At 41.2% G+C, this 14,387-nt stretch carries 16 protein-coding genes and 1 pseudogene; 9 read left to right on the top strand and 8 right to left on the bottom strand.

Annotated elements, in window-relative coordinates; translation table 11 throughout:
- Nucleotides 1-2: 2 nt before the first annotated feature.
- Complete coding sequence (locus tag ACFQ3S_RS01850; RefSeq protein WP_377160604.1) at nt 3-884, bottom strand: lysophospholipid acyltransferase family protein; 882 nt, start codon at nt 882-884, stop codon at nt 3-5.
- Between the two features lie 43 nt (nt 885-927).
- On the opposite strand from ACFQ3S_RS01850, the gene ACFQ3S_RS01845 reads away from it, so the two are divergent.
- Nucleotides 928-1,539: a WbqC family protein gene (locus ACFQ3S_RS01845; protein WP_377160602.1), complete on the top strand. Its 612-nt coding sequence runs from the start codon at nt 928-930 to the stop codon at nt 1,537-1,539.
- A 6-nt stretch (nt 1,540-1,545) separates the two neighbouring features.
- Nucleotides 1,546-2,670 (top strand): magnesium/cobalt transporter CorA, encoded by a 1,125-nt coding sequence (gene corA, locus ACFQ3S_RS01840; RefSeq protein ID WP_377160600.1) that lies wholly within the window; start codon nt 1,546-1,548, stop codon nt 2,668-2,670.
- Here the strand turns inward: corA and msrA are convergent.
- From msrA to ACFQ3S_RS01825, 3 genes are read right to left on the bottom strand one after another with little or no spacing between them, the layout of a single operon-like run.
- Nucleotides 2,665-3,342 (bottom strand): peptide-methionine (S)-S-oxide reductase MsrA, encoded by a 678-nt coding sequence (gene msrA / locus ACFQ3S_RS01835; protein WP_377160598.1) that lies wholly within the window; start codon nt 3,340-3,342, stop codon nt 2,665-2,667. The genes corA and msrA overlap by 6 nt on opposite strands.
- A gap of 17 nt (nt 3,343-3,359) precedes the next feature.
- Complete coding sequence (locus tag ACFQ3S_RS01830; protein ID WP_377160596.1) at nt 3,360-3,605, bottom strand: DUF3820 family protein; 246 nt, start codon at nt 3,603-3,605, stop codon at nt 3,360-3,362.
- 27 nt (nt 3,606-3,632) lie between these two features.
- Complete coding sequence (locus ACFQ3S_RS01825) at nt 3,633-4,568, bottom strand: MBL fold metallo-hydrolase (protein WP_377160595.1); 936 nt, start codon at nt 4,566-4,568, stop codon at nt 3,633-3,635.
- A gap of 147 nt (nt 4,569-4,715) precedes the next feature.
- Here ACFQ3S_RS01825 and ACFQ3S_RS01820 point away from each other — a divergent pair, with 147 nt between their 5' ends.
- Entirely contained in the window at nt 4,716-4,973 is a 258-nt protein-coding gene (locus ACFQ3S_RS01820; protein WP_377160593.1) for a hypothetical protein, read from the top strand.
- A 5-nt stretch (nt 4,974-4,978) separates the two neighbouring features.
- Nucleotides 4,979-5,935: pseudogene (locus ACFQ3S_RS01815) on the top strand (aldo/keto reductase).
- Between the two features lie 156 nt (nt 5,936-6,091).
- On the opposite strand, the gene ACFQ3S_RS01810 reads toward ACFQ3S_RS01815, so the two are convergent.
- Complete coding sequence (locus ACFQ3S_RS01810) at nt 6,092-6,859, bottom strand: hypothetical protein (RefSeq protein ID WP_377160591.1); 768 nt, start codon at nt 6,857-6,859, stop codon at nt 6,092-6,094.
- A gap of 151 nt (nt 6,860-7,010) precedes the next feature.
- On the opposite strand from ACFQ3S_RS01810, the gene ACFQ3S_RS01805 reads away from it, so the two are divergent.
- From ACFQ3S_RS01805 to efp, 5 genes are all read left to right on the top strand, one after another.
- On the top strand, nt 7,011-8,306 hold the full coding sequence (locus ACFQ3S_RS01805) for a PQQ-dependent sugar dehydrogenase (RefSeq protein WP_377160589.1): 1,296 nt from the start codon (nt 7,011-7,013) through the stop codon (nt 8,304-8,306).
- Nucleotides 8,307-8,308: 2 nt separating this feature from the next.
- Complete coding sequence (locus ACFQ3S_RS01800; protein ID WP_377160587.1) at nt 8,309-8,752, top strand: c-type cytochrome; 444 nt, start codon at nt 8,309-8,311, stop codon at nt 8,750-8,752.
- A gap of 165 nt (nt 8,753-8,917) precedes the next feature.
- Nucleotides 8,918-9,214: a hypothetical protein gene (locus tag ACFQ3S_RS01795; RefSeq protein ID WP_377160585.1), complete on the top strand. Its 297-nt coding sequence runs from the start codon at nt 8,918-8,920 to the stop codon at nt 9,212-9,214.
- Between the two features lie 525 nt (nt 9,215-9,739).
- The gene (locus tag ACFQ3S_RS01790; RefSeq protein ID WP_377160583.1) at nt 9,740-10,753 is read left to right on the top strand and encodes a hypothetical protein; all 1,014 of its coding nucleotides are present in this window, start codon (nt 9,740-9,742) and stop codon (nt 10,751-10,753) included.
- A gap of 100 nt (nt 10,754-10,853) precedes the next feature.
- Nucleotides 10,854-11,414, top strand: coding sequence for an elongation factor P (efp, locus tag ACFQ3S_RS01785; RefSeq protein WP_377160581.1), 561 nt, complete (start codon nt 10,854-10,856; stop codon nt 11,412-11,414).
- Nucleotides 11,415-11,501: 87 nt separating this feature from the next.
- Here efp and ACFQ3S_RS01780 read toward each other — a convergent pair whose 3' ends face one another.
- From ACFQ3S_RS01780 to ACFQ3S_RS01770, 3 genes are all read right to left on the bottom strand, one after another.
- Nucleotides 11,502-13,037, bottom strand: a complete 1,536-nt coding sequence (locus tag ACFQ3S_RS01780) for a choice-of-anchor I family protein (protein ID WP_377160579.1) — start codon at nt 13,035-13,037, stop codon at nt 11,502-11,504.
- 275 nt (nt 13,038-13,312) lie between these two features.
- On the bottom strand, nt 13,313-13,831 hold the full coding sequence (locus ACFQ3S_RS01775) for a hypothetical protein (protein WP_377160577.1): 519 nt from the start codon (nt 13,829-13,831) through the stop codon (nt 13,313-13,315).
- Nucleotides 13,832-14,084: 253 nt separating this feature from the next.
- A complete protein-coding gene (locus ACFQ3S_RS01770) occupies nt 14,085-14,378 on the bottom strand; it encodes a hypothetical protein (protein WP_377160575.1) in 294 nt (97 codons plus the stop codon).
- Nucleotides 14,379-14,387: the final 9 nt, after the last annotated feature.

The following is a 14,387-nucleotide window of genomic DNA, read 5'->3' as shown; positions in this document are numbered from 1 at the left end:
TATTATCTATCCTCCGGCTTAAACTTCCACCTGCGGTGCGACCATAGCCAGTATTCAGGTTCTTCACGTATCACTTTTTCCAGATACCGCACATGGGCATTGGTTATTTCGTATTCGGCAGTTAGTTTAGGATTATCAAACAAAGGTACAAATGTACAGGAGTAATACCCACGTTTTACACGCCTTACATCACAAAAAACAACCAGGCTATCGGTTGCTTTTGCCAGTTTTTCGACCCCTAAAAATACAGCCGTTGGTTGATTTAAAAAATTAGTGAAGTAAGTGGCCTCTTCTTGCGCCGGAGTTTGGTCGCCCGCCAGTACGGTAAGCGTTACCTGTTTTCGATATTCAACTACTTTACGAAATGTACCCTTCATTGTTACCATAATGGCTCCAAAGCGCGACCGCATTTCTAAAAAATAACGGTCAAAAACCGGGTTGTTTAGCGGTTTATAGGCTATAATGCAGGGTCGCTCTTTAATTAATCCCATGCGCAAACAACCACTCTCCCAGTTGCCATAATGACCTACCGCCGCAACAATGCTTTTACCCTGCTTAAAAGCTTCGTTAGTAAGTAAAGCGTCATCCCTTACTACTACCCGCTTAATGGTTTCTTCGGCCGATAGTGTTTTGAGCTTGATGGTTTCCATAATCAAATCGGCCAGGAAACGGAAATACTTCTTTTCAATAGCCCGAAGTTCGGCCAGCGGTTTTTCGGGGAATGCATTAGCCAGGTTTTCCTGCACCACCTTACGGCGGTAACGGATTAAATAGTAAACCACTAAAAAAATAACATCGGCTATATAGTAGAGCACAAAGTAAGGCAGCAACGACAGCAGGTATAGCAAACCTACACCCAAGCTGGAAAAACCTTTCTTTATCATTACTTTCGCAAAATAATTTTCAAAGCCACAAACATAAAAATATATGATGGAAAACGGTGCCTTACTGCCTATGTTTTATTTACCGCCGGTATCGTACTTTACTGCTATAAACCAGCATAAACCGCATGTACTGGTAGAAAAGCATGAGCATTTCCCTAAGCAAACCTATCGTAACAGAGCCAATATATACTCGCCCGACGGCGTACTAACACTGGTGGTACCTGTTGTTAAGGGTTCTAAGGTACATACGCCCATTAAAGATGTAAAGATAAGCAACGATTTTGCCTGGCAGCGTTTACACTGGATGGGCTTGCAAACCTGTTACCGCCGCTCGGCCTATTTTGAATTTTATGAAGATGATTTTGCCCGTTTTTATGAGCAGCGATTTACAACATTATTCGACTATAATGAGGAACTGCTGACCATGGTACTTAAATTTTTAAAGATGCCCCTACCACTGCAATACACCGATGAGTATCACCGGGATTATTTGAAGCTGACCGATTACCGCAATACCATCCATCCTAAAAAAGATAGCAGTGTTGAACAAAAACCTTATTTTCAGGTTTTTGAAGAACGTAAGGGGTTTTTAAAAGATCTGAGTATTATCGATCTGCTTTTTAATCAAGGCCCTCAGGCCGTTAACTACCTGTAACAAAAAATGAATCCGAACAAATTAAAACGTATTAAGATACAACCCCGTACAGGTAACGTAGGCGATAGGCCCGGCATGATCCGTGTGCCCGAGGGAGCGTTAAAACCGCATATTAAAATATACTCGTATAACAATACCGAACTGGTAAAGGCTGAGGGAGAAGATCTTTCAACTGTGTTTAACCAGTTGAAAGAATGTGGCGAACACACCCATTGGATTAAAATAAACGGCCTGGGCGATGATAAGTTAATTGAAGAGATAGGCGAAAGGTTGAGCATTAATGAACTGGTGCTGGAAGATATAATGAACACTCACCAGCGGCCTAAGTTTGATGAGTATGGTGAATTTGTATTTGGCACCAGCAGGTTAATAACCTGTGATGATAACTGTGTAATAACCAACAGCCAGTTTTCGGTTATTGTGAAAGACAACATGGTGATAAGCTTTGAGGAAACTTATGAAGAAAACTTTGAAGGGTTAGAAAAAAGGTTGAATACCCCTAAAAGCCCTATTCGCAATTTAGGCCCTGGCTATGTTTGTTATGCTTTGTTTGATACCATTATAGATTGGTACTTTGTTGCCTTAAACCAAATTGGCGGCCAACTGGAAGATATTGAAGAACGGATTTACCAGAATGCCGAACGCAGTGTGATGTTTGATACGCAACACCTTAAACGTACGTTGATATTACTACGCCGCGCCAGCTGGCCCGAACGCGATAAAATTAATGATATGATACGTACCGAGAGTACGCTGATTAACAAAGAAACCAAAACCTACCTGCGCGATGCCTACGACCATTGTGTACAGATCATTGACCTAATTGAGAGTTACAAAGAAATAAGCGCTACCAACATTGATCTTTACCTATCAATGGTGAGCAACCGCATGAATGAAATTATGAAGGTACTCACCATTATATCGGTTATATTTATACCGCTAACATTTGTTGCCGGCGTTTACGGGATGAATTTTGCCCCTGCCGATCCGCTGACCAACAGGCCGCTGCCGGCCAATATGCCAGAATTGTACGAACCACACGGTTATGTGTACTGCGTTGGTATTATGGTGCTGGTTGGCCTGTTGCAGTTACTGTTTTTTTGGCGTAAAGGTTGGTTTACCCGGTTATAATTTTTGAAAATCGGGCTTCAATTGCGCTTTCATAGCCTTGCGCATTTTCATAATTTTAGGCATAGAAACTGATGTTAGGTAAGGGTTGTCGTTTAAATGTAGCCGGTAATAACCCTGGTGATATTTTTCGGCTGGGTAAAATACTTTAAACGGAACTACCTGCGTAACTATCTTACCTGCATAATGCCCGGAAGCATTTACCTTAGCTATTTCGGCATCCAACATTTGTTTTTCTTGTGGAGTACGGTAAAACGCTATCGACCGGTAATCGGTACCTTCATCAGGTCCCTGGCGGTTGATGGTAGTAGGGTCGTGTGCATAAAAAAAAGCTTCGGCAAGCGTTTCATAGCTTATTTGTTTTGGGTCGTAATAAACCTGTACCGTTTCGGCATGGTTAGTAGTGCGGGTACAAACCTGCTCATAAGTAGGGTTTTTGGTATTTCCACCCGCATAGCCCGATACTACCTGGCTTACACCACGCAATTCCAGCAAGGCTTCGCTCATAGCCCAAAAACAACCTCCGCCAAAGGTAGCTACCTGTTCACCCGGTTTTGGTTTGGGTAATATAGCAAAGTCGTTATCTTTACTGGTTATAGTGCTGCTATTAGCTTTTCCGTAGTTGCAGCTAAAAAACACTACTACAACGGCTAAGTATGTGATAAATTTGTTCATAATACAATATACGTAAATTACATCCTGTTGGGTTTAATAGATTTCTTTACGGCGTGTAATATTTCGGTAAGCCCATTTATTTTAATTTCGTACACGGTTGATAGCATCATGCCCAACTTTCCCGCAGGCATCCCTTTCTGGTGCATCCATTCTAAATAACTCACCGGCAAATCGCAAAGTAAGGTGCCTTTATATTTGCCAAACGGCATGGGCATTTTAACTATTTCCACTAATATTTTACCGTCTGGTTTTATATTTTCCACACGGTAAATTTAGCATATTGCGGCTTATTATTTCACCATAGTGCGGGTAACTGCAAAACCAGCTAATAAGGCAACCATTCCTAACACCACTTTAAACTTGGTGGTAGATCTGAATGGCGGCACATAATAAGTTCCGGTTTCGTCGGCGCCGGCGGGTTCTTCTGCATAGCGGCCGCCTATTGGTACGGCAATTTCTTCAAAGTTATCGGCCAGGTTGCGCAGGGCTTCCTGTAGTTCACGGCCACGCATAACCGGCCCGTGGCCTGTTGCTGCAATGCGCGGTTCCATGTAGCTTAGTATTTTTACCGATGCCCCGGCTGCTACCCAATCGGTGGTCATAAATCTCGGTGGCCCCGATAGTTTTTTGATATTATTCAGCATATAAACCGCCGATTCGGGCTTGGTAGTTACAAAGGCATCCCCCGCAATAAGCGTAGTATTTAAGGGCAAAAACAAGGATATATGACCCGGACTATGCCCCGGTGTGTGTATAACTTTCCACTCGGGTAGTTGCGCTATCCCCTCTTCCATATCAATAATGCGAATGTTCCTGCTGATATCTATAGGCTTTTTACGAAAAAACACCGACATGAGCGATAGGATACCCTCACCCACTGTTGGATCGGACGGTGGGTATGATGATTTACCCGTTAAGTAAGGCACCTCCAGTTCGTGGGCGTAAACAGGCACATCCCAGTGTTTGAGCAACTCGGGCAGCGCGCCGGTATGGTCGGCGTGTGCGTGGGTTAGTACTATTGCCGACGGCCGTGTACCCGGGCCGAAAATTGCTTCGGCCATAGCGATGATACGGTTGGCCGAGCCTTCCACACCGGCATCAACCAGTACCCACCCTTTTGGGAAGCCCCTGCGGTTGGCAATAATGTACACATTAACAAACAAAATACGCATGCCCCAAACACCCTGGGCAACCTGAAAATACTTTACACTTTTATTAAAGATCATAATTAGTAATTGATGATTTATATAACGCCCCTCTTTGCTTAATAGTTTTAATAGTTAGTTAAAGTAACATCGGCAACAGGCAAAACAAATAGCAGCTTAATGTTATTATCCATTCATAATTATCATTTACCCTTATAACATACACTTATGGAACAACAATTTAATGCCGTTTTAACCGGATCGGACAGCCCGGTAGAAGGTATAGTAGATGTAATTAATTATACCGGTTACCCTCAGGCGTACGAGTTTAATTCCATTGATGATACCCTGCACCTGATTATTGCCAAAGATACCGACGGTAATTGGATACGCCTGGAAGGAAGCGAACCTTACTTTGCAGGATGGGTAGATGAGCTGGTTGAGCAAATTAACCTCAACACCACCAATCCACCCACCTTGTTATAGTTAAAATGGATAAAAGAAAATTAGGCAAATCAGACATCAGCATTGTACCGTTCATATTTGGCGGCAATGTTTTCGGCTGGACGGTTGACGAAAAAACATCTTTTAAACTGTTGGATGCTTTTGTTGATTTGGGATTGGATTGTATTGATACCGCCGACGTGTATTCGCGCTGGGTACCGGGCAATAAAGGCGGAGAATCGGAAACCATTATTGGTAACTGGCTAAAAAAAACCGGAAAGCGTAACCAGGTAATTATTGCCACTAAAGCGGGCAGTGCTATGAACCCTGCGAACAGTAAAAAGAACCTGTCAAAAAAATACATCATCCAGGCAGCCGAAGACTCGTTACGCCGATTAAAGGTGGATTATATAGACCTGTACCAATCACATTACGATGATTTGGATACACCAATTGAGGAAACACTTCAAGCTTATGAGCAGCTGATTAAGGAAGGTAAGGTTGGTGCCATTGGTGCCTCAAACTTTACTGCCGAACGCCTGAGCGAATCGATGAAAATCAGTAGCGAACAGGGATAACCTGCCTATGTGAGCCTCCAACCTGAGTACAATTTATATGATAGGGAAGGTTACGAAAAAGCATTGGAACCTGTTTGTAAAGATAATAGTTTAGGGGTGATAACCTATTATTCGCTTGCCAGCGGTTTTTTAACCGGCAAATACCGCAGCGAAATCGATCTGCATCAAAGTAAACGCGGACAGGGCATCAAAAAATACCTGAACCAGCGTGGCGAACGCATACTTAAAGCGTTAAACGACGTAGCCCATAACTACTCCTCCACACCGGCGGCTGTATCATTAGCCTGGTTAATTGCCCGGCCAAGTGTAACCGCTCCTATTGCCAGCGCTACCAGCATTAGCCAGTTACAGGAGTTAGCCCAAGCCGTAACGCTGAAGCTTCCGCAAAATGTAATTAACGCGTTGACCGAAGCAAGCAGTTATTAATATATAATAATTGGGGGAGACACAAAATATGGTGCCTCTACAATTAATATCGCCCCCGTAAATACACAAAACCTTGTGTCTCCTTTCATTAATAATAAAATGGCCGCTCAAAAAAGCGGCCATTTCAGTTAGCAAATATATGATGGGATGGTAATATTAAAAAGACACCTTTTCAACCGAACCAAAAGGGATTCTCCTATCGCCTCCATTGTTTTGGGTATAGCGTTGCTCTTTGCCGTTGTTTTGGTTATTATTACCGCGGTTACCGCCATTTTGATTAGATGGCTGGCCGTTGTAAGGCCGACCGTAGTTTCCCTGACCGTTGTTGCTGCGGTTTGGCTGGCTGTTGGCATTTCCCCTGTCGTTATCATTTTGTCCGCCGCGGTTGTCACCACGTTCATAACGGTTATCATCGTTACGCCTGTCGGGCTGGTTATAGCCGCCACGGCCGCCCCCGTTGTTAGAATCATAAGGCGGGCTTGGGAAACGATCATTACTTCTTCTATCATCCCTGCGCTCAGGTTCGCGGTTAGCGTATTGGTTATTATCGTTCCAATTGCCGCCGGGGTTACCGCCAAACTTGTTACGATAATAATTGTGGTTGGCGTAAGGACGTTGAGTTCTAACCTGGTAACGGCGGGCATTGCGCCAGTCGAAATTACGGTAACGGCCCGGTAAGTAAGCGGCATTTACCCAACGGTTACCGTTCATGTAATAGTAACTTTGTTCGGGCACCGAGTAGTAGGCCTCCACATCGGGCAGGTAATAAAAATCATCGTACACTACGGCCGGGGCAATAGGTTTATGAATGTTTATAACCAACGGGCCAATACGCATACCCACACTAACCCCTACTTGCGCGTTGGCAGATTGAGCCACTAAGCCACCTGCCGCTAATATGATCGATAAGACAAACTTTTTCATTTTATGTAATTTTTAGGTATGACAGTAAATGCCGTGGCAAGGTTTAAAGCGGTAAATAATATGATTAATTATCACCGTATCAATATTGTTAATATCCGTTTTTTGTGTTTGTAAACAATATTGCTTTTATTTGAGGTATAACTAATTATGTATGAAGACTAAAGTACTATTCACCAGTTTTATACCCATGATGGCAGTTGCCGGCTTGCTTTGGTACGGCACTAATAAACACACAGATATAGCCACTGTTACACCCGATGCCGACAATGCAGGACTTACATTACCCGCCGGTTTTGGTGCCTTAAAAGCGGCCGACAATACAGGCCGTGCCCGCCATATTGCGGTTACACCGGCTGGCGATATTTATATAAAGCTTGCCCGCCCTACCAAAGAAGGAAATGGAATTATTTACCTGCACGATGGTAATGGCGATGGTAAGCTGGAAAACACCAAAGGTTTTGGTAACTATGGCGGTACAGGAATGTATATCAAAAACGGGTACCTCTACGCTTCTTCCAACACCGAGGTTTACAGGTATAAACTGAACGATAAACAAGAGGTAATTGATGCGGCTGCCCCCGAAAAAATTATTACAGGGCTTATAGATCGCAGGCAACATGAAACAAAATCGTTAGTGTTAGATAACGAGGGCAATATATACGTTAATATTGGTGCTTACTCTAACTCTTGCCAGCAAAAAGACCGTACTCCCGGCTCAATGGGCCAAGAAGGTTGCCCTATTTTAGATTCGGCCGGCGGTATATGGCAATTTAAGGCCGACAAGCTCAATCAAACTTATAAAGACGGTGTGCGCTATGCAACCGGTTTGCGTAACGTGGTGGGTTTGGATTGGAATCAGCAAAACAATCAGTTGTTTGTTATGCAGCACGGCCGCGATCAGTTACACGATCTGTTTCCTGCTATGTACACTACTCAAGAATCGTCTATTTACCCGGCCGAGTGCTTGTACGCTTTAAAGAGAGGTGATAACGCCGGCTGGCCTTATATTTATTACAACCAGGACCTGCATAAAAAAATAATGGCACCCGAGTATGGTGGCGACGGTAAAAAAGAAGGCGGACAAAACGCCATTGATCCGGCGGCTGCTTACCCAGGCCACATGGCCCCTAACGGTTTATTGTTTTATACCGGCAGCCAGTTTCCTGCAAAATACAAAAACGGCGCATTCATCGCTTTTCATGGCTCATGGAACCGTGCACCCGAACCACAAGCCGGTTTCTTTGTAGTGTTTCAACCCTTTAAAGATGGTAAGGCTTTTGGTAATTATGAGGTTTTTGCCGACGGATTTTCGGGGTCGCCCGAAAAAACTGCCAGCGGACGGGTAGACCATAAACCTTGCGGACTGGCACAAGGCCCGGATGGTTCATTATATGTAACCGACGATGTTAAAGGCACTATTTACCGTATAATTTATAATAAAAAATAAAAATGAAGCTTACAATCCTATTTTTTCTGCTGTTATTTACGGGAGTATCTACCTATACATCGGCACAAAAAAGCCCTAAAAAATCAAACGTTACAGTTAAACCAAAAAGTACCACCGCAAATGCCGGTAACGGCAAAGCCCTATATGCACAATACTGCCTATCGTGCCACATGGTAGACGGGTACGGTGTACAAAACTTAAACCCGCCATTAATTAAAACCACCTATGTGCTGGGCGATAAGGTTCGCCTTACTAAAATTTTGCTCAACGGCTTTAGCGAACGTGTAGAAATTGAAGGCGAAATGTACAACAACGTAATGCCCTCGTTCAACTACCTTAGTAACCAGCAAATTGCTGATGTACTAACTTATGTGCGCAGCAATTTCGGTAATAAAGCCAGTGCGGTTACCGTTGCAGAGGTGACTAAGATAAGAGCAGGTAAGTAATAATCCATAATTTCACTATAGCCACCTTGTTAAATATGAGGTGGCTTTTTTATTAAATTAGGTAACTATATACCAGTTGGGACAGCGATTTTAGGCTCCTTTGAGGGTTTTTGTAACTTCATATTCATACTTTTTGTACCTTTCTCTGATTTTATAAACCAACTCATGGAAGAAATACAACAACTGCGCTATTTTCTTGATTACACAAAAGACTTGAAATTTAAAGACAAGTCCTCTGTCGATGCCTTAACGCAAACAATTGAAAAATGCAGAGCGATATTAGCAACTTTCACAGCTAATAACCCATCTTACAATTCATCACAAGATGACGGAGACTTGGTTCGTGACATAAAGGAAACAACCCAACACGGAAAAGCTAAAGACGCATTCAATTATGCAAAAAAAGAGTTTTTATACGACTTGTTTAAAATCATTGGACATCTTTCCGATCACACAAAATAATGATCTGCCAAGAATAAAATCAACCTCACCAGTATTGAAAAACTTCATCGCCCTTACTCTGTACCTTGAATGTCCCTCCCTCCCTTCATGAACTGATATAGTGTCCCCCAGTATGTAAATGTCAAACTTTACACATTTTATTTCACAAACAAATGTATCGTCATTTTCTCTTATGAACCCTTAAGATAATATCACTGCTATTACATCATCTTCCATGCGAATAAAATTAGAAGATAATCGCCTTATCCAAAAAAATCTATTACGTAGTAATAAAGCCAATTTTCAAATGGCATATCCAAACGGTTGACAGAAATTCGGCGTAAAACTCACATTGTGGTGAATAAACTTACAATTATATTTGTCCCAACAGCATATTCACAGTTTAAGGATATTGTAAGCTTTTATAGCCAACTACAACCGCTTTTTATTTTAGAATTATTTGAAAAAATATTTTTCCTGCTTATTCAAAATCGACGTTTTTAATCTAAAATTCCTGTCCCAATTAATATATAGTTACCTTAAATTATGTTCACTTACAATGAAGAAATTCTTTCCATCTTAAAACCAAGAATAGAAAAACTAATGCTCACCGGCTATTATGGCGGATTGTTTAACGCGGAAAAAGACAAGTTAGTTGCTGCTACTGTAGTCAATCTAAAATCTGTTGAATACGAAGAATACCAATATCTGCATGAGCAACTAAATAGTCATTCAGCCAGCCATTATGATTTTGAACTCGCTAAGGAATATTTATCAAACAACACTTATCATAACAAGACCACAGAAGAACTTATAGATGAAGGGATATATAAGTTCTTCTCTGTAACGTTCGTTGGAATAAATTTTGAACAAAAGTGGTATGTATTACAAAATCTTCACTTTTACGGAAACCTTATTAACCGAGACAGTATTAAGGCAGATATTGAACAGCAATTAAATAATGAATATTTTATTAAAAATTCATTATTTAAACCTAAGCAGCCTCTGCACATACCATTTAAAGATGAAATGAAAATTTATAGGAATGTGGAATTTGAAGAGTTTTCTACAACTCCCGTATTAGTTTCATTATTAAAACAACAAAAAAAGGAAAAGATAAATCATGCTTACCGATTATATTTTAACGAAGAGATCATCCTCCCCTTTTTTGAATATTTACGCATCACCCGACCGCAGGAATATGTGAGCTTTCATGAGCTTCGTGCAAATTTTACCAGCATCTTCCCGGAAAATAAGAAGTACACTATTTTTTGCGCATCAGTATTCAATGATAAAAAGGAATATCATTTGAATTATTTTGTATATCAAGCGTTTGAAAGGGCAATATATAAATGGACATACTTCGCAGCCTCAAAACTAAGCCAATATGAGTTTTATGGTGAAGCAATCATCAACGATCTTAAACAAGTATCCAACTGGAACGATATTAGTTTCTTGGATTCATCCTGTACTTTAGATAACCATGAGTTTCGGGACCGATATATATTTACTAAGGAGAACGGCCAATATCTTTATTTAGATAAACTTTTATTATCATAAAATTATATAACCCGAATAACGGACTTTTTTTACAGGAGTTGAGTTGGTTGGTTTATCGGAACTTAATCTATATTTGCCAGTAAAATTACAATCATAATTTATGGCTAAGGCATCTGAAATTAAAGTAGGAAACATTTTACGTTTTAACGGCGAGTTGGTAACCGTTACCGAAGTTCTGCACCGTACACCGGGTAAAGGCGGAGCTTTCTATTTAGATAAATTTCGCAATATTAAAACCGGTAAAATTGTAGAGGCCCGTTTAGCCACAGACGAACAGGTTGAAATTTGCAGGGTAGAAACCAGCGATTACCAATATTTATACGAAGAAGGCGAGTATATGGTAATTATGGATAATACCACTTATGATCAGTTCAACATTCCAAAGGCATTATTCGGCCCTGCGGTAAAGTTCCTGAAAGAAGGAATGAATGTGATTGTTTCGTTTGAAAGTGAAGAACCCATTATGGCCCAGGCACCTAACCATGTGGAACTGGAGGTTACTTATACGGAACCAGCTGTTAAAGGTGATACCTCATCGGGCGCGCTTAAAAATGCCACCACCGAAAACGGCGTGGAGGTAAAAGTGCCGTTATTTGTAAACCAGGGCGACAAAGTAAAAGTAGACACCCGCACCGGCGAATACCTGGAGCGTGTTAAATAATTGCTTCAAGCTATAACAACATCATAAAAAAAGGCGAACTCCGATAAAGAGTCCGCCTTTTTGCATAAGGTATAATGTAGAGTGGTATTAAATTGTTTTTGGAGTATATACTTTTACAACCCCATCGTCTTCGCTGCTTACTACCAGTAAGCTCTTTTTGGTTGGGCTTTTAGAGGCCGGGATAATCAACACTCCTTCGGGTGCATCGCCGCATTTCAATATCTGTAAAAATACGGGTTTGGTTGGTGTGCTGATGTCATAAACTGCAACCGCGTCAATGCGTTCCATACCTACAAAGGCAACGGTCTTATTTCCTATTTTACCAATGGTAATTCCTTCGGGCTCTATTGATTTATCGTCGCTGCGGTTATCATCATAAAAAGTAGTAGCAACTGCTTTGGTATCCAGTTCGTTTTTACTGTCAAACACCTGCGCTCCATCGTTACCGTTCCATACGCTGAACGAGCGGGCACCGAATGAATACAGCGCGTCATAATCGCCGTCACCATCAATATCGCCAAGTGTATTGGTAATATTCAGTCTGCCTAATTGTGCGTCTGTTTTTAAAGCAGTTCTGTTAGGGAAAATAGTTGGATCTAATACTACGGCATTGTTCTTTACACGTACTGCTTCGGTAATGGCGGTGTACTCACGGGCATCACCTTCGTTAGCTGTAAATAAGTAAGGCACACCACCCGAAGTATAAACGGCTATACCATCGGGCATATAAACACCTTTAACAGGCCATTTAGCGGCCACACCTACTTTGCTATCCAAATCACTTGGGTCAATTTCGTTGCCATCCAGGTTATAGTCTTTAAAGCCAAGCGGAAAAATGCTGGTGATAGTTTTAGTGGCAATATCAATTTTTGCAATGCCGTTATTCTCCTGCAAAGTAACCCAAGCTGTTTTAGAATCTTCAGATACAGTAATATACTCCGGTTCAATATCTTTTACAAAGTTATTGCCCGGGCCAAAAATGCGGAACCCTTTGGCGGTTAACGCCGCCTGCTGGCTGGCGAATGCCGAAAAATCGATAGTAGTTACGGCATAGTCGTTAGCTACGGTTATAATAGATATGGTACCCGATGGGTCGTTGGTATAAGTGGTGTTAGGTTCACCTTCGTTAGCGGTTAAAATGTATTTACCATCGGGCGAGTAAGTGATCATATCGGGCAGGGCGCCTACATTAATTACTTTAACTTCACTGTTATCGCTGGTTTTAAATACCACTACTTTACCATTGGCCTGCTTATCGGTAGATTCGATAGCGGCTGCTACCTTACCATCATAAACCGACAGGCTGTTCACAGCACCGCCATAAGGTACCATGCTAATGGAGGAAAGTACAGACATTTTAGAAGGATCTTTAAAATCGATCACATCTATTTTATTAATGGTACTGGTGCTGTTTGGAACCAGGAAGTTATTAACCACAAACAAGCGGTTGGTTGATGGGTCGAAAGCCGAGATCTCGGCTGCACCTACGTCGCCAATATCAATACTGCCTACTTCGGCAAATGTGGAAGGGTCTTCAATTTCAGTGACTTCGTCAGTGATTCTATCTTTTTTGCAGCTAACCAAGCCAATGGCCAATAAACAGAGGAGTAAATAATGTTTCATGTATATAAAGTTGTTGAAACACCAAAAGTATTACCACATTGTTAAGCCTTATAAAGAATTAAATTAACAGATTGTTAATTTATGGTTTACAATGTAAACAAAAAGGTTGTCTCTGTTAAGCGAAACAAACTTTTTGTTTAAGCATGTTTTAATTTATACAAATCCTGTCATTTCGAGGTTACGAGAAATCCTGTTAGTCCTGCAAAGTCGGCTACATGCAGGTTTGAACAAGATCTCTCAAATTGTTCGAGAGAACAATCGCAATTTAAACAGGCTTAAGATATACTATAAAAATACCGCGCTGTTCGTTGCTGTTTAACAGTAATACGCTTCAGGCTTTCTTCAATGTCGTCCATTTCTTTATTAATTACAACTACGGCAAAGGCTTCTTCATAGCATTTACGGGCATGGTTAAGGTCTTTGTTTTTTTCGGCATACTCGCCCAGTATGTTCCAAATGGTGGCATAATCCACACCCGGGGTTTGCAGCGCTTTAGCTTTAATAGTATTCAGGTTCTTTTCCATATTTAAAAAAGCCAACAGGTGTATATAGTGCTCATAAACATCAGGAAATGAAGGTTCCAGCTCATTGCATGTTTTAAAGCAGTAACCCGCCTGCTGATAATCTTTGAGCTCGTAATAATAAATAAGCCCTAACTGAAAGTAGGCTCGGGCATAAAGCGGATCGGCGGCAATAATTTCGTTTAGCAACTGCAAACTTTTAGGAGATTCGCCATACTGGTACTCTTCTACCGCTTGCAGGTATTTTTCGTCAATTGTATAATAAGTGTCCATAATAAACAAAATGCATCCGGCTTAATAACAAACCGGATAAATCAAAAATAAAATGTGGAGAAAATTATGATCTTTTAGATCAGCAGCAAGAAAATGCTATTGAAGAGCAAAAATATTCTGTATTAACCCAATGGGCTGCGTAAGTTGCATATTGCAGATGTGGTTAAACAGTAGCATCTTTTCAATTATTTGTACAAAAGTACAACAATATTTGAAAAGATGCTTTATATGGTGAGTAATTTGAAAGGAGGTATTAGCTGGCCATGCCAAGTTGCATTAAGCGCGATGGCTCTTGTGCAGCTTCTATAACAGGCATATTTACGTTAAGATCTTCAATTACATAGTGGGTCATCAGCTCTTTTTCGCTAACAATTACGCTGAAGTCATTAAACTTTATGCCATCTTCAAAAGGGTAGATAGTGTAACCACGTTTGTCGGGATCATAACCACCCATTTCAAAAACTTCTTCGTATTTAATGCCCTTGATTTTAGCGCCTTGCACTAACTGGTAAGCATCTTTGATTGGTGCAAATTGATTATTCTTCATAGATGCACT

The sequence above is a fragment of the Mucilaginibacter terrae genome (assembly GCF_042679325.1).
GTDB lineage: Bacteria > Bacteroidota > Bacteroidia > Sphingobacteriales > Sphingobacteriaceae > Mucilaginibacter > Mucilaginibacter terrae.
The sequence above is the reverse complement of the archived record's forward strand: the minus strand, read 5'-3'. Positions and strand labels throughout refer to the sequence as shown.

What these genes read in the sequence shown, in the direction of transcription:
- ACFQ3S_RS01850 (WP_377160604.1), bottom strand. Translation starts at nt 884, where the DNA reads ATGATAAAGAAAGGTTTTTCCAGCTTGGGTGTAGGTTTGCTATACCTG.
- ACFQ3S_RS01845 (WP_377160602.1), top strand. Translation starts at nt 928, where the DNA reads ATGATGGAAAACGGTGCCTTACTGCCTATGTTTTATTTACCGCCGGTA.
- corA (WP_377160600.1), top strand. Translation starts at nt 1,546, where the DNA reads ATGAATCCGAACAAATTAAAACGTATTAAGATACAACCCCGTACAGGT.
- msrA (WP_377160598.1), bottom strand. Translation starts at nt 3,342, where the DNA reads ATGAACAAATTTATCACATACTTAGCCGTTGTAGTAGTGTTTTTTAGC.
- ACFQ3S_RS01825 (WP_377160595.1), bottom strand. Translation starts at nt 4,568, where the DNA reads ATGATCTTTAATAAAAGTGTAAAGTATTTTCAGGTTGCCCAGGGTGTT.
- ACFQ3S_RS01820 (WP_377160593.1), top strand. Translation starts at nt 4,716, where the DNA reads ATGGAACAACAATTTAATGCCGTTTTAACCGGATCGGACAGCCCGGTA.
- ACFQ3S_RS01810 (WP_377160591.1), bottom strand. Translation starts at nt 6,859, where the DNA reads ATGAAAAAGTTTGTCTTATCGATCATATTAGCGGCAGGTGGCTTAGTG.
- ACFQ3S_RS01805 (WP_377160589.1), top strand. Translation starts at nt 7,011, where the DNA reads ATGAAGACTAAAGTACTATTCACCAGTTTTATACCCATGATGGCAGTT.
- ACFQ3S_RS01800 (WP_377160587.1), top strand. Translation starts at nt 8,309, where the DNA reads ATGAAGCTTACAATCCTATTTTTTCTGCTGTTATTTACGGGAGTATCT.
- ACFQ3S_RS01795 (WP_377160585.1), top strand. Translation starts at nt 8,918, where the DNA reads ATGGAAGAAATACAACAACTGCGCTATTTTCTTGATTACACAAAAGAC.
- ACFQ3S_RS01790 (WP_377160583.1), top strand. Translation starts at nt 9,740, where the DNA reads ATGTTCACTTACAATGAAGAAATTCTTTCCATCTTAAAACCAAGAATA.
- efp (WP_377160581.1), top strand. Translation starts at nt 10,854, where the DNA reads ATGGCTAAGGCATCTGAAATTAAAGTAGGAAACATTTTACGTTTTAAC.
- ACFQ3S_RS01780 (WP_377160579.1), bottom strand. Translation starts at nt 13,037, where the DNA reads ATGAAACATTATTTACTCCTCTGTTTATTGGCCATTGGCTTGGTTAGC.
- ACFQ3S_RS01775 (WP_377160577.1), bottom strand. Translation starts at nt 13,831, where the DNA reads ATGGACACTTATTATACAATTGACGAAAAATACCTGCAAGCGGTAGAA.
- ACFQ3S_RS01770 (WP_377160575.1), bottom strand. Translation starts at nt 14,378, where the DNA reads ATGAAGAATAATCAATTTGCACCAATCAAAGATGCTTACCAGTTAGTG.